Source organism: Citrobacter sp. Cy070, from assembly GCF_030332245.1.
Classification (GTDB): Bacteria; Pseudomonadota; Gammaproteobacteria; order Enterobacterales; family Enterobacteriaceae; genus Citrobacter; species Citrobacter youngae.
On record NZ_JAOWIG010000038.1, the window covers coordinates 105,780 to 131,634 of the forward strand.

Below are 25,855 nucleotides of genomic sequence, written 5' to 3' on the forward strand. Positions count from 1 at the left end.
TGGGCGATACTTACATTAAGGCACACTAAGAGGGAATGGTCAATTCTTCGTTATGTAAAATTGCATCAACGGTTTTATCCACTTATGTTATGGAAATTAATATTATTATTTGCATTAATAATGAATAAACGATCATAAATAAAGAAAAAGGTAATAATTGATTAATGGGGGATATTTTTTTTGACATATATCAAACCCCGTTGGTTATCCGTAACTAAAATTGATGAGTCATTGTGATGTGTATTACATCATAGTTTTAAAGTCAGGTGGGATGCCTGTCTGAATGCCCTTCACAGAAAATACCCCTACATGATGTGAGGGATTCTACTGAGCATCTATGAAACTCAATAAAAACTATATAAATATTAGAGATAAATGGTGGGCGCTGCCCCTCATCTTACCATCTTTACTGTTGCCGTTATTGAGCACTGCCAATACCTACGCACATATTAGTACCGGTACAGTCATCCTTTTTTACCTGCCTTTAGCGCTGATGATTAGCCTGATGTTGTTTTTTAGTTGGGCGGCACTGCCAGGAATAATCATTGCTATCGGTTGGTACAAATATCCGCAGGTTGGGTTATTTGAAACGCTGTCAATTATTACGCACTTTATAGTTACAGTGGTGCTTAGTTGGGGCGGATATAAAGTTTTGCTCCCCGGAGAAACAACGTGGCGCACGGCGACTCCCATCTGATGTTTCAGCGAATATTTTGGCAGGTTTTCTGTCCGGCAACGCTATTCCTGATTCTCTTCCAGTTCGCTGCGTTTGTTGGCGTATACGAGAGCAAATCAGGTATGGTGGGCGTCATGCCCTTTAATACCGGAACGTTGATCAACTACCAGGCTATGCTGGTAGGGAACCTTGTTGGTATACCTCTATGCTATTTTATCATCCGAACCATTCGAAACCCGCTGCATATACGGGGCTATTTTTCGCAATTAAAGCAGCAATTTGACACCAAAGTAACGCGAACAGAGTTTGCTGTCTGGTTGATAATATTGACTTTATTGATGGCTCTGTTGTGTATGCCGTTAAATGAACAGAGTTCGATATTCAGCACAAATTATACCTTATCTCTGTTACTGCCCGTCATGTTATGGGGCGCAATGCGTTACGGTTACCGATTTATTTCAATGATATGGACAGTCGTGTTGATAACTGCCATTCATTATTATCAGCGCTATATGCCCTGGTATTCGGGTTACGATACACAACTTGCAATTACCTCTTCGAGTTACCTCGTTTTTTCTTTCATCGTAAATTACATTGCCGTGCTGGCAACGCGTCAGCGATTTGTCACCCGACGCACACATCGTCTGGCATATTTTGATCCGATGGTGCATTTGCCAAACCTGCGGGCATTGAACCGAACGCTGAAAAAAGCGCCATGGTCAGTGCTTTGTTTTCTGCGTATACCGGGCATGGAACTGTTGGTGAAAAACTACGGTATTATGTTGCGTATCCAGTACAAGCAAAAACTCTCACATTGGATAGCGCCGTTGCTGGAACAAGATGAATATGTTTTTCAATTATCTGGTAATGATTTAATACTGCGTTTTAATACTGAGTCACATCAGCAGCGTATTGAAGCGCTGGACAAACATATCAGGCAATTCCGTTTTGTCTGGGATGGCATGCCCCTGCAACCGCAGGTTGGGATCAGTTTTTGCTATGTTCGCTCACCCGTTAACCACATTTATCTGTTACTGGGGGAGTTAAGCACCATCGCCGAGCTCTCGCTGGCAACCAATATGCCGGAGAGTTTGCTGCGACGTGGCGTAATGCACCTGCAGCGGGATCTGAAAGATAAAGTGGCAATGATGAATCGTTTGCAGCAGGCACTGGAGCATGATCGCTTCTTCCTGATGGCACAGCCGATTTCTGGCGTACGCGGCGATGTTTATCATGAAATCCTGCTGCGTCTTCAGGGCGATGAAGGTGAAACGATTGCTCCTGATAATTTCTTACCGGTAGCCCATGAGTTTGGCTTGTCATCCAGCATTGATCTGTGGGTCATTGAAAATACGCTGAAATTTATGGTGCAGAATCGGGAGAAAATGCCCGCTCATCGGTTTGCCATTAACTTGTCACCCACGTCGATATGTCGCGCCCGACTTCCGCATGACATCAACCAGCTACTGGTTAAGTACAAGGTTGAAGCGTGGCAGTTGATTTTTGAAGTCACGGAAAGCAACGCCTTAACCAATGCGGAACAGGCACAGGCAACGTTACTGCAGCTGCAATCATTGGGTTGTCAGATTGCAATCGATGATTTTGGTACCGGCTATGCCAGCTATGCACGGTTGAAAAATGTGAGTGCCGACATCCTGAAGATTGACGGAAGCTTTATCCGTAGCATTATCTCAAATAGTCTCGACTACCAAATCGTGGCCTCGATTTGTCACCTGGCGCGGATGAAAAAAATGTTGGTGGTCGCGGAGTATGTTGAAAGCGAAGAAATACGCAGTGCGGTGATTTCTCTGGGGATTGATTATTTGCAGGGCTATCTGATTGGTGAGCCGCGACCGCTGCATAAAACTCTGGAAGAACAGGTGCCAGTCACGCTGGCACCTGTCGATCACTCACGCAGCGATATCGGGTGAGTTTTCTTCCTCAATTTTAAGGCACCAGCCTGTGACGGCTTCCCAGTATTGCTGCTCTTTTTCCAGATCGAGCAGCACCAGCGCGTTCTGGCTAAACCAGTCGTGCGGGAAGCGTAGCGTCCAGTGGTTATCGTCGGTAATCAACGTGAGCGTCGGCGGCGTAGTGGTTGCCTGGCGCTGGTTGTTGAGCAATACCCCAAGTCGCAACAGCTGAATTAGCGGCAGGAACTGCTTTTTCTTGAACAGCGTAAAGCGGGGTAAATCATCCAGCTTAACCGCTTTACGATGATAGCGAACCAGGGTCGCCATCATCAGCTGTTGCTCCTGGTTGAAACCTGGCAGGTCGCTGTTTTGCAGAATATAAGCCGAGTGGCGATGCAGTCCGCTGTGGTTGATGTTCAGCCCAACCTCATGCAGCATCGCTGCCCAGCGCAGTAACGCTTCCAGTTGAGGATTGGCCAGTTTGGGCTGTTGTGTATGCCACTGGTCGTACATTTGCATGGTCGTTTCCAGCACGCGCCGGGCCTGTTCGCTGTCGATGTTGTACTGGTTTGCCAGGCTGCTGGCGGTACGACTACGAACGTCCTGGTGGCGAAAACGGCCTTCCATCTCATACAGTACACCTTCACGCAGCGCGCCATCGGAAAGCCGGAGTTCACGAATAGCGAGGGCATCAAAAACACCGCACAGTATTGCCAGACCGGGAACAAAAACCGCCTTTCGTTCTTCTGACAGCCCCGGCATGCTGAGTGCCTCAAATGACGTATGCTTCAGGACTTCTGTTGTCAGCTTGTCCAGACGTTCAGGGGTGATAAAACCATCTTTCTCACCCATTTCCAGCAGCACTTCATGGGCTGCTTTGATGGTGCCTGAAGCTCCCAGTGCAACGTTCCAGCCCTGGATTCGAAATTGCCAGGTGAGCGTTTCCAGCTTTTGCGCTGCCGCCATACGGGCGCGCTGGAAGTTTTCCCGGCTGATCGCACCACCCGGAAAGTACATCTGGGCAAAACTGACGCAACCCATACGGCGACTTTCGACCAGTTTAGGCTCGAAATCTTCGCCGATCACCAGTTCTGTTGAGCCGCCGCCGATATCAATAACCAGCTTGCGACCTTTTTCCGGCTGGGTGTGCTCCACGCCCATAAAAATCAGTCGGGCTTCTTCGTTACCGGAAATAATCTCAATCGGGTAGGGGATGACTTTTTCCGCTCGCTTGAGAAAATCTGGCGCATTCAGCGCCTGACGCAAAGTATGGGTTCCCACGATGCATACGCTTGACGGGGGAAAGCCTTGCAGACGTTCGGCGAACAGCGACAGGCAGCTTAATCCGCGTTCCATCGCTTCTTCGCTTAGCTTGTTATCCGCGCCAAGGCCGTCCGCCAGATGTACGCGTTGTTTCAGTCGCCCGATAATTTGCATTGCGCCATCAACCACGCGGGCAATGACCATATGGAAACTGTTTGAACCAAGGTCGACCGCAGCAAATTCCTGCGGTCGTGGAGACTTGTCGTGTATTGGCATAGAGTTAGTCAGGTTGCTCGAGTGATTTGATGTAGTCGTAAATCGCTAATTGTGACTGAACCTTACGGCGGTTTCCGCGCGGTACGTAGCGATTACTCAGTTCTTTATCAATAAAGCGGGCTTTCACCGTGTCGCTGAACAGGATATCGATAATATCCAGCACGCGCTGCTTAAGGCGTGGGTCAAGAAGCGGTGTGGCAACTTCAATTCGATAATCGATGTTCCTGGTCATCCAGTCAGCAGAGGAGAGATACACCTGCTTATCGCCCCCGTTCTCGAAGATATAGACCCGGTCATGTTCGAGATAGCGGTCAACAATGCTGATGACGCGAATATTGTCACTGATGCCTTCCAGATTCGGGATCAGTGAGCACATACCGCGGATCAATAAATTAACGGGGACACCTGAACATGAAGCCGCATACAGGCGGTCAACCAGCCCTTTATCGACCAGATTATTCAGCTTCAGGGTAATGCCAGAAGGCAACCCTTGCTGTGCATTAGCGATCTCTTTGTCGATCATGCTGTACAGCAGGCGCCGTGAGTTCTGCGGGGAAACCAGCAGATAATCGAACGTTACCGGGCGATACGGGTTTTCGATGAAGTTAAACACCCGACGGACTTCGTTGGTAATGCGTGAATCGGCGGTCAGCAACGAGTAGTCGGTATACAGGCGCGCTGTTTTTTCGTTGAAGTTCCCGGTGCCGATATGTGCATAGCGCACGACCTCATCGCCTTCTTTACGCGAAATCAGGAACAACTTGGCGTGAATTTTCAGTCCTGGTGCGGAGAAGATGACGTGAACGCCCGCTTCGGTCAAACGCTTGGCCCAATGAATGTTGGCTTCTTCATCAAAGCGCGCCTGCAGTTCCACCACCACGGTCACTTTTTTACCGTTATGCGCAGCATGGATCATCGAGTCGATGATGCGCGAATCTTTTGCCACACGGTAAATGTTGATTTTTATCGCCAGCACACTCGGGTCGAATGAGGCCTGGCGCAGCAGTTCAAGAACGTGTTCAAAGGTGTGATACGGATAATAAAGCAACACATCGCGTTCACGTACGGCATCAAAGCCGTTACGAAACTTCTCTTTATCGAACCAGATATGGCGCAGACGCGGCAGGGGTTTGTTCACCAGGTTAGCTTTGCCAACGTTGGGAAAGTTAATAAAGTCTTTGAAGTTATGATAACGCCCGCCGGGGACAATGGAGTCGTAGCGAGAGATCGTCAGCTTTTCACGCAGTACTTCAACCAGCGCATTGGGCATATCGCGCTGATAAACAAAACGTACAGGCTCTGCGGTCAGACGTTGTTTCAGGCTGGATGACATCAGTTCCATCAGGCTCGATTCCATCTCGTGCACCAAATCGTATTCGGCATCACGGGTCATTTTCATCGAATAGGCGTTCAGCGCATCGTAATCAAAGAAACCTTTGAAAATGTCGTCAAGGCAGTAACGTAAGATGTTGTCCAGCAGGATCATCGGTTTGCGGCGACGCGGGGTTTCCGGCGGCAGATTCACAAAACGGGGAACCTTGTCAGAAGGGATTTCCAGCAACGCGTAGCGGATTGTATCGCCGCGGATAATTTCCACCGCCAGATAGGTGTAGTCATCTTTCAGAAACTGGACTAAATCCGTCTCGCGGTTAATCAGGATCGGCGTAATGTGCTGACGCAGATATTGCTTGAAGTAGTGGCGTAACCAGCTCTGTTGATTGGCTGATAGCTGACGTTCGTTGATGAGGAAAATCTGGTTGCGCGCCATCTCCAGCAGCAGCTCGTTGTACAGGCCGTCAAATTCCTGATCGGCTTTTAATACCCGAGCCTGGATTTTGCCTAACAGATGGCGGGAGTGAGAGTTTGAACCCTGTTCTTCGCTAATAATGATTCGGCGCTTCAGTTCAGCAAAACGCACCTTGTAAAATTCGTCGAGGTTGTTGGAATAGATGCCTAAGAAACGCATCCGTTCGATCAACGGGTTTGACTTATCAGCAGCTTCCTGGAGTACGCGTTCGTTGAACGCTAACCAGCTGAGTTCTTTCTCGATGTATAGCTTTTCCTGACCCATTACCACTTTTACTCCGTTTCATTCACGGGACACTACCGGTTAATTATGGCGAGCATTGCTCTCAGATGTCCAACTGTGCCAGAAAAATATGACAATAAACCGTCTGATAGCAAAGAGAAAGGGGGAGCGTAGATGAATACCGGAGATGTTAACCGGAAAAGGTATTTATGCCTGTAAGCCGGATGGTGATATTCGGCTTACAGGTTGGATTTTATTATTCGTCGGCGGCGTAGCCTTGTGGCGGCAGACGAACGCCATCCAGCCATGCAGCGTTATCACGCATCTTCAGACGGCCATCGGTAAACCAGCTTACCACCAACGGGTAAATGGTATGTTCCTGGGCCTGAACCCGCGCCGTGACGTCATCTTCGCTATCGCCTTCAAATACCGGAACCTTGGCCTGGAGAATAACCGGTCCGCCGTCCAGTTCATCAGTGACGAAGTGGACGGAGGTACCATGCTCTTCATCGCCGTTTTCCAGTACCTGGCGGTGCGTATGCAGGCCGGGATATTTTGGCAATAAAGACGGGTGGATATTCAGCAATCGTTCAGAATAGTGCGCGACAAACGCCGGGCTGAGGATGCGCATATAACCGGCCAGCACCACGACATCCGGCGCCCAGGCGTCAATTTCTTGCATCAGTTGGCGGTCGAAGGCTTCGCGACTGGCAAACTGGGCGGCTTCCAGCGAGTACGCTGGAATATTCGCTTCGCGTGCGCGTTCAAGGCCGAACGCATCGGCCTTGTTACTGAATACTGCACGTATGGTGCCATTGATTTTTTTCTGTTCGCAGGCGTCAATTATCGCCTGCAAATTGCTTCCGTTACCGGAAATGAGCACCACAATGTTTTTCATTCAATGACCACACGCTGTTCGGAATCAGAAGCTTTGATGATACCGATTTTCCATGCGTTTTCACCTTTCTCATTGAGCAAAGCCAGGGCTTTGTCCACTTCCGGAGCTGGCAGGGCGATAACCATACCTACGCCGCAGTTAAAGGTGCGATACATCTCATGCTGGCTGACGTTACCTGCCGTTTGCAGCCAGTTGAAGACGGCTGGCCACTGCCATGAAGACTCGTCGATCACGGCCTGCGTGTTGTCTGGCAGAACGCGTGGAATATTTTCCCAGAAGCCGCCGCCGGTCAGGTGCGCAATGGCGTGCACATCAACCTTCTCGATCAGTTCCAGAATGGATTTTACGTAAATGCGGGTCGGAGCCAGCAAGTGATCGGCCAGCGACTTGCCTTCAAGCTCGGTGGTTTCTGGGTCACAACCGCTGACTTCTACAATTTTACGCACCAGAGAGTAGCCGTTAGAGTGCGGACCGCTGGAGCCGAGCGCAATCAGTACGTCACCGTCGGCCACTTTTGAACCGTCGATAATCTCTGATTTTTCGACGACGCCAACGCAGAAACCTGCCACGTCGTAATCTTCGCCGTGGTACATCCCCGGCATTTCAGCTGTTTCCCCACCGACCAGCGCACAGCCAGACTGCAGGCAGCCTTCGGCAATCCCGTTAATGACGCTGGCTGCGGTGTCCACATCCAGTTTGCCGGTTGCATAGTAGTCGAGGAAGAACAGCGGCTCAGCGCCCTGAACCACGAGGTCGTTGACGCACATTGCGACGAGGTCAATGCCGATAGTGTCGTGGCGTTTCAGATCCATCGCCAGACGCAGTTTTGTACCAACACCATCAGTGCCGGAAACCAGTACCGGTTCACGATATTTTTGCGGCAATGCGCACAGCGCACCGAAGCCACCCAGACCACCCATAACTTCCGGACGACGCGTTTTCTTTACTACGCCTTTGATTCGATCAACCAGAGCATTACCTGCATCAATATCAACACCGGCATCTTTGTAGCTAAGAGAGGTTTTATCGGTCACTGCCTGCTTCCCCACATGTTTACTTGCAGTAAAAGTTAAATTCGGCGCAATTCTAACAGGGAAAGCAAACGTTTGCGAGCCTGCTCTGCATCAAGTTTTATCTGCTGGTTTTTTCAGCATTTTACAATCATTTATCTATTTGTTTGAACTGCGCCACGAAAATGAAACCGGGTACAGTCTTGTGCTTGAAACCTGCCAGCCGAATGCACAGTATCATACTGAAACCGGTTTCAGTTTTCTGTCGCAGGCCTCATTTATACCCTAAATAATTCGAGTTGCAGGAAGGCGGCGACGCAGCGAATCTCCAGGAGCGTACATAAGTACGTGACTGGAGTGAGCGAGAAAAGCCAACGCACATGCAGCTTGAAGTATGACGGGTATAGAGCGTTTTGCGCAGACTCATCACGATAGGGGAAGGGGATGTCAGGATTTAAAGCAGATTTCATGTGGGGTGGCGCTGTCGCCGCTCATCAACTGGAAGGTGGCTGGCAGGAGGGCGGTAAAGGCATTAGCGTTGCCGATGTCATGACGGCGGGGGCGCATGGTGTGGCGCGTGAAATTACTGACGGTGTGATTGCCGGTAAAAACTACCCTAACCACGATGCCATCGATTTTTATCATCGCTATAAAGACGACATCAAGCTGTTTGCCGAAATGGGGTTTAAATGCTTTCGCACTTCTATTGCCTGGACGCGGATTTTCCCTTTAGGTGATGAAGCGCAACCTAATGAAGCTGGCCTGCAGTTCTATGATGACCTGTTTGACGAATGTCTGAAATATGGCATTGAACCGGTGATTACGTTGTCGCACTTCGAGATGCCCTACCATCTGGTGACGGAATATGGCGGCTGGCGCAACCGTAAACTTATCGATTTCTTTGTCCGTTTTGCCCGGGTGGTTTTCACTCGTTACCAGCACAAAGTGAAGTACTGGATGACGTTTAATGAGATTAACAATCAGGCAAATTATCACGAAGACTTTGCGCCCTTTACAAACTCTGGCCTGAAATACCAGTCCGGCGAAGACCGCGAGCCGGTCATGTATCAGGCGGCGCACTACGAGCTGGTGGCCAGCGCGCTGGCGGTAAAGGTCGCGCGTGAAATTAACCCGACGCTGCAAATTGGCTGCATGATTGCGATGTGCCCAATTTATCCGCTGACCTGTGCGCCGAACGACATGATGATGGCGATGAACGCTATGCACCGGCGTTACTGGTTTACTGACGTCCATGTGCGCGGCAAATACCCGCAGCATCTTCTCAATTACTTTACCCGTCGTGGCTTTGAACTGGATATCACCGAGGAAGACCGTCAGGCGCTGACCGAGGGCTGCGTTGATTACATCGGCTTTAGCTATTATATGTCTTTCGCGACCCAGGCAACGGCGGACAACCCACAGCTGGATTACGACGAGTCGAAAAGCCTGGTTTCCAACCCGTATGTGCAGAAATCGGACTGGGGCTGGCAGATTGATCCGGTTGGCCTGCGCTATTCGCTGAACTGGTTCTGGGATCATTATCAGTTGCCGCTGTTTATTGTAGAAAACGGCTTTGGCGCGATTGACGTGCAGCAGGCTGACGGCTCGGTGGATGATTCCTATCGTATTGACTATATGGCCGCGCATATCCGCGAAATGAAAAAAGCGGTGGTGGAAGATGGCGTGGATCTGATGGGCTATACCCCGTGGGGCTGTATTGATTTAGTCTCGGCCGGGACGGGGGAGATGAAAAAACGCTACGGCTTTATCTATGTTGATAAAAATAATGACGGGAGTGGGACATTAGCACGCTCGCCGAAGAAATCTTTTTCCTGGTATAGAAACGTCATCCAGAACAATGCTGAAAATCTATAAAATTCATGATGTTGATAATAAGCTCCGCACTCAAAGCGGGGCTTGTTTTATACTCATCATCCAGACGCAAACGATTTTGGTTGATCCATGTCAAGCGTATGCAGTGTTGCGCCAGAGACGAAAAGCGGTATAATCCGGCGATTTTTTTTGTGGTTGCCACTCGTCTGAGGAAAGGAGAAGAGTATGAAGATCGTGGAAGTCAAACACCCACTCGTCAAACACAAGCTGGGACTGATGCGTGAAAACGACATCAGCACTAAACGCTTTCGTGAACTCGCCTCGGAAGTTGGCAGCCTGCTGACTTATGAAGCAACCGCTGGTCTGGAAACCGAAAAGGTGACCATCGAAGGCTGGAACGGTCCGGTTGAAGTTGACCAAATCAAAGGTAAAAAAATCACCGTTGTGCCAATCCTGCGTGCGGGCCTGGGCATGATGGAAGGCGTACTGGAAAACGTTCCGAGCGCGCGTATCAGCGTGGTGGGGATGTACCGTAATGAAGAGACGCTGGAGCCGGTTCCGTACTTCCAGAAGCTGGTTTCTAACATCGATGAGCGTATGGCGCTGATCGTTGACCCGATGCTGGCAACCGGTGGTTCCGTTATCGCGACCATCGACCTGCTGAAAAAAGCAGGCTGCAGCAGCATTAAAGTCCTGGTGCTGGTTGCGGCGCCGGAAGGTATCGCGGCGCTGGAAAAAGCACACCCGGATGTCGAGCTGTACACCGCCTCCATCGATCAGGGACTGAACGAGCACGGATACATTATTCCGGGGCTCGGCGATGCCGGCGATAAGATTTTTGGTACCAAGTAAACGAATAAGTGAAAAGAAGCCGACTTTAAGAGTCGGCTTTTTTTTGAATAAAACAACCCAATCGCTAATAACAAACAACACTCAGAGGAAAACACTATGACGCGCCGTGCTATCGGGGTGAGTGAAAGACCGCCGCTTTTACAGACAATCCCGCTTAGTTTACAGCACCTGTTCGCCATGTTTGGCGCAACGGTACTGGTGCCAGTCCTGTTTCATATCAACCCAGCTACCGTTCTGCTGTTTAACGGCATTGGTACGTTACTGTATCTCTTTATTTGCAAAGGAAAAATTCCGGCTTACCTCGGTTCAAGCTTTGCGTTCATTTCCCCGGTTCTGCTGCTGCTGCCGCTAGGGTATGAAGTGGCGCTGGGCGGTTTCATTATGTGTGGCATCCTGTTCTGCCTGGTTTCGTTCATCGTTAAGAAAGCCGGTACTGGCTGGCTGGATGTGATGTTCCCGCCTGCGGCGATGGGCGCAATCGTTGCCGTCATCGGTCTGGAGCTGGCGGGTGTCGCTGCGGGTATGGCGGGATTACTGCCTGCGGAAGGACAAGCGCCAGACTCAACAACCATCATCATCTCAATGGTGACGCTGGCGGTGACGGTATTTGGTTCCGTACTGTTCCGTGGCTTTATGGCGATTATCCCGATTTTGATTGGGGTGCTGGCCGGGTACGCGCTCTCCTTCGTGATGGGCGTCGTGGACACTACGCCGATAGCGCAGGCCCACTGGTTTGCTCTGCCAACGTTTTACACGCCGCGCTTTGAATGGGTCGCTATTCTGACCATTCTGCCTGCGGCGCTGGTGGTTATTGCTGAACACGTCGGCCACCTGGTGGTAACGGCGAATATCGTGAAAAAAGATCTGATTCGCGATCCTGGCCTGCATCGTTCTATGTTTGCTAACGGCCTGTCGACGGTGATCTCCGGCTTCTTCGGTTCGACGCCGAACACCACCTACGGCGAAAACATCGGTGTCATGGCGATTACCCGCGTTTACAGTACCTGGGTTATTGGCGGTGCGGCGATTTTCGCCATTCTGCTCTCCTGCGTGGGTAAACTGGCTGCGGCGATCCAAATCATTCCACTGCCGGTCATGGGCGGTGTATCTCTGCTGCTGTACGGCGTGATTGGCGCTTCCGGTATTCGCGTACTGATCGAGTCAAAAGTTGACTACAACAAAGCACAGAACCTGATCCTGACCTCGGTCATTTTGATCATCGGCGTCAGCGGCGCGAAAGTTCACATCGGTGCTGCTGAGCTGAAAGGCATGGCGCTGGCGACCATTGTGGGTGTCTGTCTGAGTCTGATTTTCAAAGTTATCAGCCTGCTGCGTCCGGAAGAAGTGGTGCTCGACGCCAAAGATGCCGACACTGAGCAACAGTAAACCTTTGACCGGGCGGCGATGCTGCCCGGTTCTATCGCGACGCATTTCTGTGTTAAACTCAACGCGATTTTATGAAATCCTGGGTTGAGGTATCTCTGAACACACCGGCACAGCTCTCTTTGCCACTTTATCTTCCTGACGACGAAACTTTCGCAAGTTTCTGGCCGGGGGATAACTCCTCTTTACTGGCTGCACTGCAAAACGTGCTGCGTCAGGAACATAGCGGGTATATTTATCTCTGGTCGCGTGAAGGCGCTGGCCGTAGCCATTTGCTGCATGCAGCCTGTGCGGAACTGTCCGCGCGCGGCGATGCGGTAGGCTATGTGCCGCTCGACAAACGCACCTGGTTCGTCCCCGAGGTGCTCGACGGGATGGAGCATTTATCGCTGGTCTGCATCGACAACATCGAATGTGTGGCCGGTGATTCGCTGTGGGAAATGGCGATCTTTGATCTCTACAACCGTATCCTGGAGTCGGGGAAAACACGCCTGCTGATCACCGGCGATCGCCCGCCAAGACAGCTAAATCTGGGATTGCCGGATCTCGCCTCGCGTCTGGACTGGGGACAAATCTACAAGCTACAGCCGCTTTCTGATGAAGATAAACTGCAGGCGTTGCAATTACGCGCCAGGCTACGTGGGTTTGAACTGCCGGAAGATGTGGGACGCTTCCTGCTTAAGCGTCTGGATCGGGAAATGCGTACGCTGTTTATGACGCTGGATCAGCTTGATCACGCATCGATCACCGCCCAGCGAAAGCTGACGATCCCCTTCGTAAAAGAAATTCTGAAGCTGTAAGCGCCGCAGCCGGAAAACTGCGGCAGTCTTAAGATTAACCGACGATTTCCAGTACCTGCTCCGGCGGACGTCCAATTCGCGCTTGGCCTTTGGCAACCACAATTGGGCGCTCCATCAGTTTCGGGTTTTCTACCATTGCCTGAATCAGCGCATCTTCACTCAGGTTTTTGTCCGCCAGGTTAAGCGACTTATAGAGATCTTCTTTCTGGCGCATCAGCTCACGCGCGCTGGACATACCCAGCATCTGCAGAAGTTCACGCAGAGTCGCGGCGTCAGCCGGGGTTTCCAGATACAGCACCACTTCCGGGTCCACGCCGTTGGACTTCAGTAATTCCAGCGTTTCACGGCTCTTGGAGCAGCGTGGGTTATGGTAGATTTTAATCGCGTCTGACATTTTTCTTTCCTGTTACATCTTGGTGTACGGTTTAAAGCGCTCTTGCAGCTGGCGTAGCTGGTCGATACGGGCATCGTATCTGGCCTGCTGCTGGCTGCCCAGTTTCACCTGAGAGCTTGCGCTGCTGAGCATTGAAATCGCCTGATCCAGACGTCCGGCGAGGGCATACCCTTCCGCGCGCGCCGCCAGCTCCTGATCGCGGTTATTCAGATTGGCTTCCGTTTGCGCTAACAAATCCCAGCCGTTAGGGTCGTCCTTATGGTTAAACGTATAGCGATTCAGGATGGTCGCCGCCTCTTTGGCTTGTCCACCCTGTAAATACGCATTCGCCAGGTTAAGCTGCAGTACCGGGTTGGTACGCAGGTCGCGGGCGTTTTTCAGGCGGTTAATGGCATCACTGGTTTTCTTCTGGCCGAGATCAATATCCGTTGCCAGGTCGAGATACCAGGCATTGTTAGCATCCGCCGCCAGCAGCGGCTGTAGCGCTTTACGTGCTTCGTCATATTTGCTGGCTTCCATCGCCTGCAATGCCCGGCCATACTGGGCTGCACGTTGTTCACGTACGTTGCCTTTCGACCAGTTATCCAGTAGATCGCTGGTTAACTGGTTGCGGCCTGAATTGTACATGCCTAAGGTTCGCGCCTTGGCCAGATAAAAATCTTCCGACGACTGGACGACCACCGGACGCATCTGGTTGGCGCGGTTACGGGCATCCGCCAGACGGCTTTCAGGCAGGGGGTGAGTCAGCAAAATTTCCGGCGGACGCGAAGAGTAACGGGCCTGATCGAGCAGTTTTTCGAGGAACGTTGGCATGGCCTGAGGATCAAAGCCCGAACGTTGCAGTACCTGAATACCGATGCGGTCTGCTTCCTGTTCATTTTGTTGCGTAAAGCTAATCATCCCCTGACGAGTACCCGCCAGCGTACCGGTTAACGCCGCCATCCCTGCCTGCGGGCTGGCCATTGCTAATAAAATCGAGCCTAATGCGCCAACCCATGTCAGCGGTGCGCTACGTTTCTGATCTTCCATCGCGCGCGCCAGGTGGCGCTGAGTGACGTGGGAGATTTCGTGCGCCATGACCGACGCCAGTTGGCTTTCGTTATCGGAATAGCGGAATAGCGCGGAGTGCAAAACAACGTTGCCGCCAAAGAAAGCAAAGGCGTTGATTTCATCGTTGTTAATCAAAAAGAAGGTGAAGGGCGTTTTGACCGAGTCGGCGTGCGAAACCAGACGCATACCCAGAGAATTAATGTATTGGGTCAGCAGCGGATCGTTAATTAATGGCGCACTACCGCGCAACTGGCGTACGTAATAATCGCCCATCTGCATTTCCTGTCCTATGGAAAGCGTACTCCCTGCCGAGGTTCCCATATCAGGCAGGGTGTCCGCGGTGTCTGCAAATGCGGGCGCGACCTGACCGATGGTCAGTGCGGCAATGAGGGTAGCAACCAGGTTTTTTTTCAACTGCCTGAACATAACCTCTGTCCTGTATTCTTTTTTGAGATAGCCATTTGACCAATGCCGTGAAGTATCGTTCACACTCCGCAAGCTTAGGGAGTGTAACTGTGAAACCTGATGATGAACACCCAGGAAAAATGTCTTTTCACTTTGCGTAATCAGTCATAAAAAGCGAAGTCTTTTTTGTGACATTTCGATACAATTCGGGATCGCAATCCCGCTATTGAGGTTCAGGGAAGGTTTTATGCTCGAAATGTTGACGCAATGGTATCGCCGCCGCTTTAGCGACCCAGAGGCTATTGCCTTGCTGATTATTCTGGTTGCCGGTTTTGGCATCCTGTTCTTCTTTAGTGGTCTGTTGGCGCCGCTGCTGGTCGCGATTGTGCTGGCTTATCTGCTGGAATGGCCTACCGCCCGGCTGGAAAATATCGGTTGCTCGCGGCGCTGGGCGACGTCAATTGTGCTGGTGGTGTTTGTCGGTATTTTACTGCTGATGGCGTTTGTGGTAATGCCTGTTGCATGGCAGCAAGGCATCTATCTGATACGCGATATGCCTGGCATGCTCAACAAGTTGTCTGACTTTGCCGCCACCTTACCGCGACGTTATCCGGCGCTTATGGATGCGGGCATCATTGATGCGATGGCGGAAAATATGCGTTCCCGGATGCTCACCATGGGCGATTCAGTGGTGAAATATTCGCTGGCTTCTCTGGTTGGGTTGTTGACGCTGGCGGTCTATCTGGTGCTTGTCCCACTGATGGTATTCTTTTTGGTGAAGGATAAAAGCCAGATGTTGAATGCTGTGCGCCGGGTGCTGCCGCGAAATCGTGGACTGGCAGGACAGGTCTGGAAAGAAATGAACCAGCAAATCACCAACTATATCCGCGGTAAAGTACTGGAGATGGTGGTGGTCGGTGTTGCAACCTGGCTGGGTTTCCTGATGTTTGGCCTTAACTACTCTCTGCTGCTGGCGGTGCTGGTGGGGTTCTCTGTGCTGATCCCGTATATCGGCGCGTTTGTGGTGACGATTCCGGTTGTTGGTGTGGCGTTATTCCAGTTCGGTCTCGGTACCGAGTTCTGGAGCTGTTTCGCCGTGTACCTGATAATCCAGGCGCTGGACGGCAATCTGCTGGTTCCCGTACTCTTCTCCGAAGCCGTAAATTTGCATCCGCTGGTCATTATTCTCTCAGTCGTAATATTCGGCGGCCTGTGGGGATTCTGGGGCGTTTTCTTTGCCATTCCGCTGGCGACGCTAATCAAAGCCGTGGTGCATGCCTGGCCGGATGGTCAGACGGTTGACGATCGCTAATCCGTCAGTTCCGACGGCATAACGCCGTCGGAACTGAACTTATCTGACTTCTATCCACACTTTCTGAGTAATTTCCTCCGGTATCGTTTTTCTCCGTGTTTGTCTTTAATTTGGTCCTCCTGATGTTTTTTTCGTTACGCAAGGAATAAGACCAGCAGGAGAATTAAATGGGCCACAACACACACGCGCAACAAAAAGTGGGATGGGGCGGCGTCGGCGTTTGTGCCAGTCTGGTTGTTGCTGGTACGCTTTCGGGACATGATGCGACTGTATTGCTACCGGCTATCTACCTGATGGGCAATCCGGTGCAAAATGTGGGACGCTGCCTGGGAACTGCGGGGGTCCATCCCCGTTACTACCCGCAGATTATAGCGGTATGCGTCATTAATGCGCTGCTCTCTATTTGGGTTATGCAGGTAATTGCCTGACAAGGAAGGTTATGAACTGTTCCATTCTTAATTTGACGTTGTTCCAGCAGGGACACGTATACGCACCTGAAGATTTAGGCCGACAGGATATTCTGATTTCTGGCGGTAAAATTGTCGCCATCGCCCCGTCTATCGCAGCAGAAGATTTTCCCGGTTGTGAGTGCATCAACCTTGATGGGGCAATTGTTTGTCCCGGCTTTATCGATCAGCACGTCCATCTGATTGGCGGTGGCGGAGAGGCAGGGCCACATACCCGCACGCCGGAAGTGCGCTTGTCACGACTGGTGGAAGCTGGCGTCACCTCGGTGGTGGGATTGCTGGGTACCGATGGCATCACCCGTCACCCGGAATCGCTGCTGGCGAAAACACGTGCGCTGGAGTTTGAAGGCATCAGCGCATGGATGCTGACCGGGGCCTATTCTCTGCCATCGCCGACCATCACCGGCAGTATCGATCGCGACGTGGCGCTGATCGATAAAGTCATTGGCGTGAAATGTGCGGTTTCGGACCATCGTTCCTCCGCCCCGGACACCTCGGCGCTGGCGAACATGGCGGCTCAGTCGCGGGTAGGTGGATTGTTAGGGCGCAAACCGGGGGTAAGCGTTTTCCACATGGGTGACAGCCCGCGCATGCTGGAGCCGTTGTACAACATCCTCGAGTGCTGTGATGTCCCGATTACCAAACTGTTGCCAACGCATGTTAATCGTGCGGAACCGCTGTTCCAGGCGGCGCTGGAGTATGCCCGCCAGGGCGGTTATATCGATATCACCAGCAGCATTGATGAGCCTGTTGATCCGGCAATGGCGATTGCTACAGCGTTGCGCCAGAACGTGCCACTGTCGCGCATTACCCTGAGCTCGGATGGCAACGGCAGCCAGCCGGAATTTGATGAGTTAGGTAATCTCACCGGTATCGGTGTCGCGGGGTTTGAATCACTGGCGGAAACGGTGCGCCAGTTGGTGAAAGTTCATGCCATACCGCTGGAACAGGCGCTCTGTCCGCTGACGCGTACGGTCGCAGAATTTTTGGGACTAGAGCATAAAGGGCGTTTGGCGGTGGGATGCGATGCGGACATTCTGGTGCTGAACGACGCGCTGGAAGTGAATTACCTTTGGGCAAAGGGGAAAGCCATGGTGAAAGAGAAGCAAGCGTGTGTAAAAGGAACGTTTGAATAAACGACCTTTATGCCGGGGGGCGGCTATGCCTTACCCGGCCTACAAGTTTCGCAATATTAATAAGCTGCGTAGGCCTGATAAGCGAAGCGCCATCAGGCTTTTTCCAGCAAAACGTAAATCAGGCGTTCTCTTTCAGCCAGTTCAGTACCACGTCGTGGTGATTGCTGGTTTTGAAATCATCAAACACATGTTCAATTTTGCCTTCGGCATCAATAAGGAAGCTAATGCGGTGGATGCCATCGTAGGTCTTACCCATAAATGACTTTTCACCCCAGACGCCAAATTGCTCGCAAACCTGATGATCTTCATCAGACAGGAGCGTGAAGTTAAGCACTTCTTTCTCCGCAAATCGGGAAAGCTTCTCTGGTTTATCGGTGCTTATCCCCAGCACTTCAACACCGGCTTTTTTTAACTGATCCATGTTATCGCGCAAGCCACAGGCCTGTACGGTACAGCCGGGCGTCATGGCTTTCGGGTAGAAATAAACCAGAACACGCTGTCCCTGGAAGTCGGTTAAATTTACTTGTTCTCCGTCTTGATCCGGCAAGCTAAATTTCGGTGCGATATCACCGGCTTTCAGTGGGTTCATTACTTAACTCCATCCTGTTCATCATGCTGTGAGTAATTGACGACGTTAATACTGCCTTGCGCATTGAGTTCTGTACAGAGTGCTTTAAACGCATCCTCAATATTTGCCGAATCATGTGACGCAGGACTATGTGCGGTAATTTGAATAAACAACTGTGCAGTCTTGCCGTTTTCAGCCGGCTGTGTGCGCGAAACCAGTTCCGCAATATTCATTTGATGGCTGTCAAAAAGGGCGGTAAAGCGCTCAATCAAATGAGGCGAGTCGGGGACATCGACCTGTACCCATACCGTGGCGGGCATCGCCGGACGGGGACGCGCGGTCGTACGCTTCATCACAATCAATAAATCCAGCTCTGCGCCTTTCAACGGCAAGGTTGATTCAATCAGGGTGATGGCATTCCAGGTTCCGGATAACAGCATGATAAACGTAAACTCGTCACCCAGCATGGCCAGTCGGCTGTCTTCGATATTACAGCCACAACTGCTGACATGACGGGTGATAGTGTTCACAATTCCCGGGCGATCAGCACCCAGCGCAGTAATGACCAGATAGTGTTGCGATGGCGATGTCAAACCTGTTCTTCCTTTGAGCGGTGAGGTAATCATAAGGAAAGCATAAAAAAAACATGCATACAACAATCAGAAGGGCTATGGTCGCTTGCTTTTATTGTCGTACCAAACGTACCATTGAGACACTTGTTTGCACAGAGGATGGCCCATGTTCACGGGAAGTATTGTCGCGCTTATTACGCCGATGGATGAGAAAGGTAAAGTCTGCCGGTCGAGCCTGAAAAAACTGATTGATTATCATGTCGCCAGCGGCACCTCGGCGATCGTTTCGGTTGGCACCACCGGTGAGTCCGCTACCCTGAGTCATGATGAACATGGCGATGTGGTAATGATGACGCTGGAGCTGGCCGATGGGCGTATTCCGGTTATTGCCGGAACGGGCGCCAATGCGACCGCAGAAGGCATTAGTCTGACGCAGCGTTTTAACGACAGCGGTGTTGTCGGCTGCCTGACGGTGACGCCTTACTACAACCGCCCAACTCAGGAAGGTTTGTTCCAGCATTTCAAAGCCATCGCTGAACATACTGACCTGCCGCAAATTCTGTATAATGTGCCGTCCCGTACTGGCTGCGATATGCTGCCGGAAACCGTGGGTCGCCTGGCGAAGGTAAAAAATATTGTCGCTATCAAAGAGGCCACAGGGAACTTAAGTCGTGTTCACCAGATCAAAGAGCTGGTTTCAGACGATTTTATTCTGCTTAGCGGTGATGATGCGACCGGACTGGACTTCATGCAGCTTGGTGGTCATGGCGTGATTTCCGTAACGGCTAACGTTGCGGCACGCGATATGGCCGAAATGTGCAAACTGGCGGCAGAAGGGCATTTTGCCGAGGCGCGGGTGATCAACCAACGTCTGATGCCGTTACACAACAAACTATTTGTCGAACCCAATCCTATCCCAGTGAAATGGGCATGTAAGGAGTTGGGACTTGTGGCGACCGATACGCTACGTTTGCCGATGACGCCAATCACGGACAATGCTCGTGATATCGTCAAAGCGGCGCTTAAGCATGCCGGTTTGCTGTAAAGTTTAGGGAGATTTGATGGCTTACTCAGTACAAAAGTCGCGCCTGGCCAAGGTTGCGGGTGTTTCGCTTGTTATGTTGCTCGCGGCCTGTAGTTCTGACTCGCGCTATAAGCGCCAGGTGAGCGGTGATGAATCCTATCTGGAGGCCGCACCGCTTGCTGAGCTTCACGCGCCAGCTGGGATGATTCTGCCGGTTATGACCGGCGACTATAACATCCCGGTAACCAACGGCAGCGGTGCCGTGGGTAAAGCGCTGGATATTCGCCCACCGGCTCAGCCGTTAGCATTAGTTACTGGCGCCCGTACTCAGATCGCGGGCGATACAGCGACATTGCTGGTGGAAAATGGTCGTGGCAACACGCTGTGGCCGCAGGTCGTGAGCGTTGTTCAGTCTAAAAACTACACCATCGCCAAACGTGATGATGCCAGCCAGACGCTGACTACCGATTGGGTTGACTGGAACCGTCTGGATGAAGACGAACAGTACCGTGGGCGTTATCAAATCTCGGTTAAACCGCAGGGCTATCAGCAAGCGGTGACGGTGAAACTGATTAACCTCGAGCAGGCAGGTAAACCGGTAGCCGATGCGGCATCAATGCAGCGTTACAGCGCTGAGATGATGAACGTTATCTCTGCTGGTCTGGATAAGAACGCCACCGACGCCGCGAATGCCGCGCAGAACCGTTCTGCCGCGACTATGGACGTTCAGAGTGCTGCAGATGACACCGGTTTACCGATGCTGGTGGTACGTGGACCGTTCAACGTGGTATGGCAGCGTCTGCCGGCAGCGCTGGAAAAAGTGGGGATGAAAGTGACCGACAGCACCCGTTCTCAGGGCAGCATCGCTGTGACTTACAAACCACTGTCAGACAGTAACTGGCAGGAGCTGGGCGCGAGCGATCCGGGTCTGGTATCCGGCGACTACAAACTGCAGGTCGGTGATTTAGACAACCGCAGTAGTTTGCAGTTTATCGATCCTAAGGGGCATACCCTGACGCAAAGCCAGAACGACGCGCTGGTCGCCGTCTTCCAGGCAGCGTTCAGTAAGTAAAAATAAAGGGCTGGATAACTCCAGCCCTTTTTTTCTGATATGATACGCAAACGTGTGCGTCGGCAGAAAAACGCAATATTTATCGTTAATTCACACCCAGGAGTAATAAAGATGCAAAAGCAAGCTGAGTTGTATCGTGGTAAAGCGAAGACCGTATACAGCACGGAAAACCCGGACCTGTTGGTGCTCGAATTCCGCAATGATACGTCAGCAGGGGATGGCGCGCGCATTGAACAGTTTGACCGTAAAGGTATGGTGAATAACAAATTCAACCATTTCATTATGACCAAACTGCAAGAAGCAGGCATTCCTACCCAGATGGAGCGACTGCTATCCGATACTGAATGTCTGGTGAAAAAACTGGAGATGGTACCGGTTGAATGTGTGGTACGTAACCGCGCGGCAGGCTCACTGGTTAAGCGTTTAGGCGTTGAGGAAGGTATTGAACTGAATCCGCCGTTGTTTGATCTGTTCCTGAAAAACGATGCTATGCACGATCCAATGATTAACGATTCCTATTGCGAAACTTTTGGTTGGGTGAGCAAAGAGAATCTGGCACGTATGAAAGAGCTGACTTACAAAGCCAACGACGTGCTGAAAAAGATGTTTGATGATGCTGGTCTGATTCTGGTCGACTTCAAACTTGAGTTTGGCTTGTACAAAGGCGAAGTCGTGCTGGGCGACGAATTCTCACCGGACGGTAGCCGTCTGTGGGACAAAGAAACGCTGGATAAAATGGACAAAGATCGCTTCCGCCAGAGTCTGGGCGGCCTGATCGAAGCCTATGAAGCTGTCGCGCATCGTCTGGGTGTGAAGTTAGACTAACGCCCCCCTGAGCCGGCGATCGCTCTCCGGCTCATCAATCCCGCCGATTTTGATTACTGTTTCTTATGGTAATCCTGTTCCGAACCGCCTACGATCATCATCATAATGAATAAAAAGTTGAGGTGATTATGCGCTGGCAAGGGCGTCGTGAAAGTGACAATGTGGAAGACAGACGAAACAGCGCCGGCGGCGGCCCTTCTATGGGCGGACCGGGTTTTCGTTTGCCCAGTGGTAAAGGCGGCATCATCCTGCTGATTGTGGTGCTTGTCGCGGGCTATTATGGCGTGGATCTTACCGGATTAATGACCGGCCAACCTGTATCCCAACAGCAATCATCACACTCCATTAGCCCAAATGATGATGAAGCGGCAAAATTCACCTCGGTGATACTGGCAACGACCGAAGATACCTGGGGGCAGCAGTTTGAAAAAATGGGCCGGACCTACCAACAGCCGAAGCTGGTGATGTATCGTGGCGCGACGCGTACCGGCTGCGGTGCGGGCCAGTCCGTGATGGGGCCGTTTTATTGCCCGGCGGATGGTACGGTGTATATCGACCTCTCATTCTATGATGACATGAAAAACAAGCTGGGCGCTGATGGCGATTTTGCTCAGGGCTATGTCATCGCGCACGAAGTAGGCCACCATGTGCAAAAACTACTGGGCATTGAACCGAAAGTTCGTCAGATGCAGCAAAATGCCTCTCAGGCCGAAGTGAATCGCCTTTCCGTTCGTATGGAGCTGCAGGCAGATTGCTTTGCCGGTGTCTGGGGTCACAGTATGCAGCAGCAGGGTGTACTTGAATCTGGCGATCTGGAAGAGGCGCTAAACGCCGCTCAGGCCATTGGTGATGATCGTTTGCAACAGCAGGGGCAAGGGCGCGTTGTGCCCGATAGTTTTACTCACGGCACCTCGCAGCAACGTTACACCTGGTTTAAACGCGGCTTTGACAGTGGCGATCCGGGACAATGTAATACTTTTGGCAAAGGCATTTAAGATATTGAGGCAGGGATGTCTGACAATGCAGCACTGAGTGCGCTCACTGAACGCATGGCCAGAGAAGGAATCCGTCGTCTGCTGGTCATCAGCGGCGAAGAAAACTGGTGCCAGGCGCAAGCGTTAGCGCTACGCAAAACATTGCCCGGCGACTGGCTGTGGGTAGGGGCAACAGCCCCCGCAGAGCCAGGTTGCACACCACAGGCGCTGCAAACGTTACTGGGGCGCGAGTTTCGTCATGCGGTTTTCGACGCCGGACAGGGATTTGACGCGGCGGCGTTTGCCGCACTCAGCGGCACGCTCCGCGCCGGGAGTTGGCTGGTGTTGCTGACCCCACCCTGGCAGGCCTGGCAAACGTCTCCGGACATGGATTCCCTGCGCTGGAGCGACTGCGCCGAACCTATCCCAACACCGCACTTTGTTGAACACTTCAGGCGAGCCGTGACTCGTGAAGGGGAAACGTTGCACTGGCAACAGCATCAGGCGAAATCCTATCCGCACTTTCCTGTACGGGCAGACTGGCAGGCGGCAAACGGCGATCCCCTGCCGGAACAGGCGAAGATTTTACATCATTTGCTGGATATGCCTCCGGGTGTGGTTGCGGTGACCGCCGCGCGTGGCCGGGGTAAATCTGCGCTGGCAGGACAGTTGATTTCGCGCATGACGGGGACGGCTATTGTTACCGCTCCGGCGAAAGCGGCAACGGATGTACTGGCGCAATTTGCTGGGGAACGCTACTGCTTTATGGCCCCGGATGCGCTGTTAAGCAGTACTGCAACTGCAGACTGGCTGATCGTGGATGAAGCCGCCGCGATCCCCGCGCCGCTGCTACACCAACTGGTGGCGCGTTTTCCCCGAACAATGTTAACCACCACCGTTCAGGGCTATGAAGGAACTGGCAGAGGGTTTTTGTTGAAATTCTGCGCTCGCTTCCCCTATCTGCGGCGCTATGAACTGCAGCAGCCCATCAGGTGGGCTCTGGGGTGCCCGCTGGAAAAAATCGTCAGCGAGGCACTGGTGTTCGACGACGAAACCTTTTCGCATCCCCCTCAGGGCAATATCCACTTCTCTGCCTTTGAGTCGACCGCCTGGCATCGCAATCCGCATCTGCCTCTGGCGGTCTACCAACTGCTTTCCGGGGCGCATTACCGTACCTCACCGCTGGACCTGCGACGCATGATGGATGCACCAGGTCAGCATTTTCTGCATGCTTCGGCTGCGGGCTCGGTCGCGGGAGCCGTCTGGTTGGTCGATGAAGGGGGATTATCCGCAGAATTAAGCCAGGCCGTTTGGGCAGGATATCGCCGGCCAAGAGGCAATCTGGTTGCGCAGTCACTGGCGGCGCATGGCAGCGATCCTCTGGCCGCAACGCTGGTTGGCCGGCGGGTTAGCCGTATTGCGGTTCATCCCGCTCGCCAGCGGGAAGGTATCGGGCAGCAACTGATTATGCAGGCCCATCAGTATTCCTCGCAGTGTGACTATCTTTCCGTCAGTTTTGGTTATACGGCCGAATTGTGGCGTTTTTGGCAGCGATGCGGTTTTGTCATGGTGCGAATGGGGAATCATCGTGAAGCCAGCAGCGGGTGCTATACGGCAATGGCGTTGCTTCCCATCAGTGATGCCGGGCAGCGTCTGGCTGAGCGGGAGCATCAGCGATTGCGTCGCGATGCGGCGATCCTCGCACAATGGAATGATGAGTGTATCCCGGTCGTCCCACTGAAAGAGTCTACGCTTAATGATGATGACTGGGATGAGCTGGCAGGGTTTGCCTTCGCGCATCGGCCGTTACTCACCTCACTCGGTTGCTTAAGCCGTCTTCTCCAGCACTGTGAACAGCCTCTTCCGGCGCTGCGTGGGCGTTTACAGGAAAAATGCAGTGACGCAGAACTGTGCAAGCGGCTGAAGGTCTCGGGGCGCAAAGCATTGCTGCTGGTTCAGCGTGAGGAGGCGGCACAGGCGTTAGCGCAGTTGGATACCGAACGTCAGCAACGGTTACGTAATCGCATTATGCAATGGCAATTTTTTCACTAACTTCTTCAATTTCCTGGCATGGTCATTGCGGTTAAGCGGCGTAGAATAATTCTCATCAGTTAAGGAGATCGCCATGAAACATGACCATTTTGTTGTTCAAAGTCCCGATAAACCCGCTCAACAGCTACTGTTGCTGTTTCATGGCGTCGGCGATAACCCGGTTGCCATGGGCGAAATTGGTTCCTGGTTTGCACCACTGTTTCCGGACGCGCTGATTGTCAGTATTGGTGGCGCTGAGCCTTATAGCGCTGCCGGTGGGCGTCAATGGTTTTCTGTTCAGGGTGTAACAGAAGAGAACCGTCAGGCGCGTATTGATGCCATCATGCCGGTGTTTATCGAAACCGTTCGCTATTGGCAGAAACAGAGTGGTGTGTCACCTCAGGCCACCGCGCTGATTGGCTTTTCGCAAGGGGCGATTATGTCGCTTGAGAGCATCAAAGCCGAGCCAGGGCTGGCGTCGCGGGTCATTGCCTTTAATGGTCGTTACGCCACCTTGCCGGAAGCCGCTACCACCGCTACCACAGTGCATTTGATTCACGGCGGTGAAGATCGGGTGATTGAGTTATCTCATGCGGTTGCTGCGCAGGAAGCGTTAATTCGTGCAGGTGGGGATGTGACTCTGGATATCGTCGAAAATCTGGGGCACGCCATTGATGAACACAGCATGCAGTTCGCGCTTGATCATCTGCGCTTTACCGTACCGAAGCACTACTTTGATGAAGCGCTGAGCGGTGGTAAGCCTCACGATGATGATGTGATTGAAATGATATAACGTGTAGGCCGGATAAGGCGAAGCCGCCATCCGGCATGACAGTCAGTGATAGTGCCGGATAGCAACGTGATATGTGTTATCCGGCCTACAAATTATTTCTTCGGCTGATCCTTATTCGGCCAATCGTCGTCATCGTCCCATTTATCGTTAAAATCACGATGCGGGGGAAGTTCCGGCTTATTGGCGAGAAACTTCTTGTGGTCGACACGCTTAAGATCTTTGATCACATTCAGCAGTACCCCCACCAGAAACACCAGCACTAAAATCCACCAATATTTTGCCAGCCAGTCCATGCTCAT

The 25,855-nt window shown here is 52.0% G+C and carries 21 protein-coding genes and 2 pseudogenes; 14 read left to right on the forward strand and 9 right to left on the reverse strand.

Translation table 11 applies throughout. The features are described 5' to 3' along the window. Positions 1-337: 337 nt before the first annotated feature. Positions 338-2,607 (forward strand): annotated as a pseudogene (locus OGY19_RS03395) (sensor domain-containing phosphodiesterase). Here the strand turns inward: OGY19_RS03395 and ppx are convergent. From ppx to purM, 4 genes are all read right to left on the reverse strand, one after another. Further along, positions 2,587-4,128, reverse strand: a complete 1,542-nt coding sequence (gene ppx, locus OGY19_RS03400; protein ID WP_048210938.1) for an exopolyphosphatase — start codon at positions 4,126-4,128, stop codon at positions 2,587-2,589. The pseudogene OGY19_RS03395 and the gene ppx overlap by 21 nt on opposite strands. Positions 4,129-4,132: 4 nt before the next feature. Beyond that, positions 4,133-6,199: a polyphosphate kinase 1 gene (gene ppk1, locus OGY19_RS03405; protein ID WP_048210939.1), complete on the reverse strand. Its 2,067-nt coding sequence runs from the start codon at positions 6,197-6,199 to the stop codon at positions 4,133-4,135. Positions 6,200-6,413: 214 nt separating this feature from the next. Next, entirely contained in the window at positions 6,414-7,055 is a 642-nt protein-coding gene (gene purN / locus OGY19_RS03410; RefSeq protein WP_101741993.1) for a phosphoribosylglycinamide formyltransferase, read from the reverse strand. Continuing rightward, positions 7,052-8,089, reverse strand: a complete 1,038-nt coding sequence (gene purM / locus OGY19_RS03415) for a phosphoribosylformylglycinamidine cyclo-ligase (protein WP_003838485.1) — start codon at positions 8,087-8,089, stop codon at positions 7,052-7,054. Before purM ends, purN begins: the two co-directional genes overlap by 4 nt. 420 nt (positions 8,090-8,509) lie before the next feature. On the opposite strand from purM, the gene OGY19_RS03420 reads away from it, so the two are divergent. The 4 genes from OGY19_RS03420 (at position 8,510) to OGY19_RS03435 (ending at position 12,933) form a co-directional block, all read left to right on the forward strand. Then, entirely contained in the window at positions 8,510-9,940 is a 1,431-nt protein-coding gene (locus OGY19_RS03420) for a 6-phospho-beta-glucosidase (protein ID WP_115601676.1), read from the forward strand. A 183-nt stretch (positions 9,941-10,123) separates the two neighbouring features. Then, positions 10,124-10,750, forward strand: coding sequence for a uracil phosphoribosyltransferase (gene upp, locus OGY19_RS03425; protein WP_003037929.1), 627 nt, complete (start codon positions 10,124-10,126; stop codon positions 10,748-10,750). 96 nt (positions 10,751-10,846) lie between these two features. Then, a complete protein-coding gene (gene uraA / locus OGY19_RS03430; RefSeq protein ID WP_003037932.1) occupies positions 10,847-12,136 on the forward strand; it encodes a uracil permease in 1,290 nt (429 codons plus the stop codon). A gap of 95 nt (positions 12,137-12,231) precedes the next feature. Beyond that, positions 12,232-12,933 carry a DnaA inactivator Hda gene (locus OGY19_RS03435; protein WP_211924219.1) on the forward strand — a complete coding sequence of 234 codons (702 nt, stop codon included), beginning with the start codon at positions 12,232-12,234 and terminating at the stop codon, positions 12,931-12,933. 34 nt (positions 12,934-12,967) lie between these two features. Here the strand turns inward: OGY19_RS03435 and arsC are convergent, their stop codons facing one another. After that, positions 12,968-13,327 carry an arsenate reductase (glutaredoxin) gene (gene arsC / locus OGY19_RS03440; protein WP_003037937.1) on the reverse strand — a complete coding sequence of 120 codons (360 nt, stop codon included), beginning with the start codon at positions 13,325-13,327 and terminating at the stop codon, positions 12,968-12,970. Between the two features lie 12 nt (positions 13,328-13,339). After that, positions 13,340-14,803: a beta-barrel assembly-enhancing protease gene (gene bepA / locus OGY19_RS03445; RefSeq protein WP_115601677.1), complete on the reverse strand. Its 1,464-nt coding sequence runs from the start codon at positions 14,801-14,803 to the stop codon at positions 13,340-13,342. 226 nt (positions 14,804-15,029) lie between these two features. Between bepA and OGY19_RS03450 the strand changes: the two genes are divergently transcribed. From OGY19_RS03450 to iadA, 3 genes and pseudogenes are all read left to right on the forward strand, one after another. After that, the gene (locus OGY19_RS03450; RefSeq protein WP_005121878.1) at positions 15,030-16,094 is read left to right on the forward strand and encodes an AI-2E family transporter; all 1,065 of its coding nucleotides are present in this window, start codon (positions 15,030-15,032) and stop codon (positions 16,092-16,094) included. Positions 16,095-16,300: 206 nt separating this feature from the next. After that, positions 16,301-16,522: pseudogene (locus tag OGY19_RS03455) on the forward strand (hypothetical protein); the annotation flags it as partial. 11 nt (positions 16,523-16,533) lie between these two features. Further along, positions 16,534-17,697 (forward strand): beta-aspartyl-peptidase, encoded by a 1,164-nt coding sequence (gene iadA / locus OGY19_RS03460; protein ID WP_115601678.1) that lies wholly within the window; start codon positions 16,534-16,536, stop codon positions 17,695-17,697. Positions 17,698-17,815: 118 nt separating this feature from the next. On the opposite strand, the gene bcp is transcribed toward iadA, so the two are convergent. Next, positions 17,816-18,286, reverse strand: a complete 471-nt coding sequence (gene bcp / locus OGY19_RS03465) for a thioredoxin-dependent thiol peroxidase (protein ID WP_048210945.1) — start codon at positions 18,284-18,286, stop codon at positions 17,816-17,818. Continuing rightward, positions 18,286-18,858 carry a glycine cleavage system transcriptional repressor gene (locus OGY19_RS03470; protein WP_197081302.1) on the reverse strand — a complete coding sequence of 191 codons (573 nt, stop codon included), beginning with the start codon at positions 18,856-18,858 and terminating at the stop codon, positions 18,286-18,288. The genes bcp and OGY19_RS03470 overlap by 1 nt, the downstream gene beginning before the upstream one ends. A 145-nt stretch (positions 18,859-19,003) precedes the next feature. Here OGY19_RS03470 and dapA point away from each other — a divergent pair, with 145 nt between their 5' ends. The 6 genes from dapA to ypfH all read left to right on the forward strand — a co-directional run bounded on the left by dapA (position 19,004) and on the right by ypfH (position 25,556). Then, the gene (dapA, locus tag OGY19_RS03475) at positions 19,004-19,882 is read left to right on the forward strand and encodes a 4-hydroxy-tetrahydrodipicolinate synthase (RefSeq protein ID WP_005121885.1); all 879 of its coding nucleotides are present in this window, start codon (positions 19,004-19,006) and stop codon (positions 19,880-19,882) included. 16 nt (positions 19,883-19,898) lie between these two features. Next, positions 19,899-20,933 carry an outer membrane protein assembly factor BamC gene (gene bamC / locus OGY19_RS03480; protein WP_048210947.1) on the forward strand — a complete coding sequence of 345 codons (1,035 nt, stop codon included), beginning with the start codon at positions 19,899-19,901 and terminating at the stop codon, positions 20,931-20,933. Between the two features lie 111 nt (positions 20,934-21,044). Continuing rightward, positions 21,045-21,758 (forward strand): phosphoribosylaminoimidazolesuccinocarboxamide synthase, encoded by a 714-nt coding sequence (gene purC, locus OGY19_RS03485; protein ID WP_003835086.1) that lies wholly within the window; start codon positions 21,045-21,047, stop codon positions 21,756-21,758. A gap of 128 nt (positions 21,759-21,886) precedes the next feature. Continuing rightward, entirely contained in the window at positions 21,887-22,753 is an 867-nt protein-coding gene (gene ypfJ, locus OGY19_RS03490; RefSeq protein ID WP_048210948.1) for a KPN_02809 family neutral zinc metallopeptidase, read from the forward strand. A gap of 15 nt (positions 22,754-22,768) precedes the next feature. Next, the gene (locus tag OGY19_RS03495) at positions 22,769-24,784 is read left to right on the forward strand and encodes a tRNA(Met) cytidine acetyltransferase TmcA (RefSeq protein WP_115601679.1); all 2,016 of its coding nucleotides are present in this window, start codon (positions 22,769-22,771) and stop codon (positions 24,782-24,784) included. A 73-nt stretch (positions 24,785-24,857) separates the two neighbouring features. Then, positions 24,858-25,556, forward strand: a complete 699-nt coding sequence (gene ypfH, locus OGY19_RS03500; protein WP_048210950.1) for an esterase — start codon at positions 24,858-24,860, stop codon at positions 25,554-25,556. Between the two features lie 92 nt (positions 25,557-25,648). Here the strand turns inward: ypfH and OGY19_RS03505 are convergent, their stop codons facing one another. Next, positions 25,649-25,849, reverse strand: a complete 201-nt coding sequence (locus tag OGY19_RS03505; protein ID WP_003835080.1) for a YpfN family protein — start codon at positions 25,847-25,849, stop codon at positions 25,649-25,651. Between the last annotated feature and the right edge of the window lie 6 nt (positions 25,850-25,855).

What these genes read in the sequence shown, in the direction of transcription:
- bamC (WP_048210947.1), top strand. Translation starts at nt 19,899, where the DNA reads ATGGCTTACTCAGTACAAAAGTCGCGCCTGGCCAAGGTTGCGGGTGTT.
- iadA (WP_115601678.1), top strand. Translation starts at nt 16,534, where the DNA reads ATGAACTGTTCCATTCTTAATTTGACGTTGTTCCAGCAGGGACACGTA.
- OGY19_RS03495 (WP_115601679.1), top strand. Translation starts at nt 22,769, where the DNA reads ATGTCTGACAATGCAGCACTGAGTGCGCTCACTGAACGCATGGCCAGA.
- ypfJ (WP_048210948.1), top strand. Translation starts at nt 21,887, where the DNA reads ATGCGCTGGCAAGGGCGTCGTGAAAGTGACAATGTGGAAGACAGACGA.
- OGY19_RS03505 (WP_003835080.1), bottom strand. Translation starts at nt 25,849, where the DNA reads ATGGACTGGCTGGCAAAATATTGGTGGATTTTAGTGCTGGTGTTTCTG.
- ppx (WP_048210938.1), bottom strand. Translation starts at nt 4,128, where the DNA reads ATGCCAATACACGACAAGTCTCCACGACCGCAGGAATTTGCTGCGGTC.
- upp (WP_003037929.1), top strand. Translation starts at nt 10,124, where the DNA reads ATGAAGATCGTGGAAGTCAAACACCCACTCGTCAAACACAAGCTGGGA.
- arsC (WP_003037937.1), bottom strand. Translation starts at nt 13,327, where the DNA reads ATGTCAGACGCGATTAAAATCTACCATAACCCACGCTGCTCCAAGAGC.
- ppk1 (WP_048210939.1), bottom strand. Translation starts at nt 6,199, where the DNA reads ATGGGTCAGGAAAAGCTATACATCGAGAAAGAACTCAGCTGGTTAGCG.
- bepA (WP_115601677.1), bottom strand. Translation starts at nt 14,803, where the DNA reads ATGTTCAGGCAGTTGAAAAAAAACCTGGTTGCTACCCTCATTGCCGCA.
- bcp (WP_048210945.1), bottom strand. Translation starts at nt 18,286, where the DNA reads ATGAACCCACTGAAAGCCGGTGATATCGCACCGAAATTTAGCTTGCCG.
- purN (WP_101741993.1), bottom strand. Translation starts at nt 7,055, where the DNA reads ATGAAAAACATTGTGGTGCTCATTTCCGGTAACGGAAGCAATTTGCAG.
- OGY19_RS03450 (WP_005121878.1), top strand. Translation starts at nt 15,030, where the DNA reads ATGCTCGAAATGTTGACGCAATGGTATCGCCGCCGCTTTAGCGACCCA.
- purC (WP_003835086.1), top strand. Translation starts at nt 21,045, where the DNA reads ATGCAAAAGCAAGCTGAGTTGTATCGTGGTAAAGCGAAGACCGTATAC.
- uraA (WP_003037932.1), top strand. Translation starts at nt 10,847, where the DNA reads ATGACGCGCCGTGCTATCGGGGTGAGTGAAAGACCGCCGCTTTTACAG.
- dapA (WP_005121885.1), top strand. Translation starts at nt 19,004, where the DNA reads ATGTTCACGGGAAGTATTGTCGCGCTTATTACGCCGATGGATGAGAAA.
- ypfH (WP_048210950.1), top strand. Translation starts at nt 24,858, where the DNA reads ATGAAACATGACCATTTTGTTGTTCAAAGTCCCGATAAACCCGCTCAA.
- OGY19_RS03420 (WP_115601676.1), top strand. Translation starts at nt 8,510, where the DNA reads ATGTCAGGATTTAAAGCAGATTTCATGTGGGGTGGCGCTGTCGCCGCT.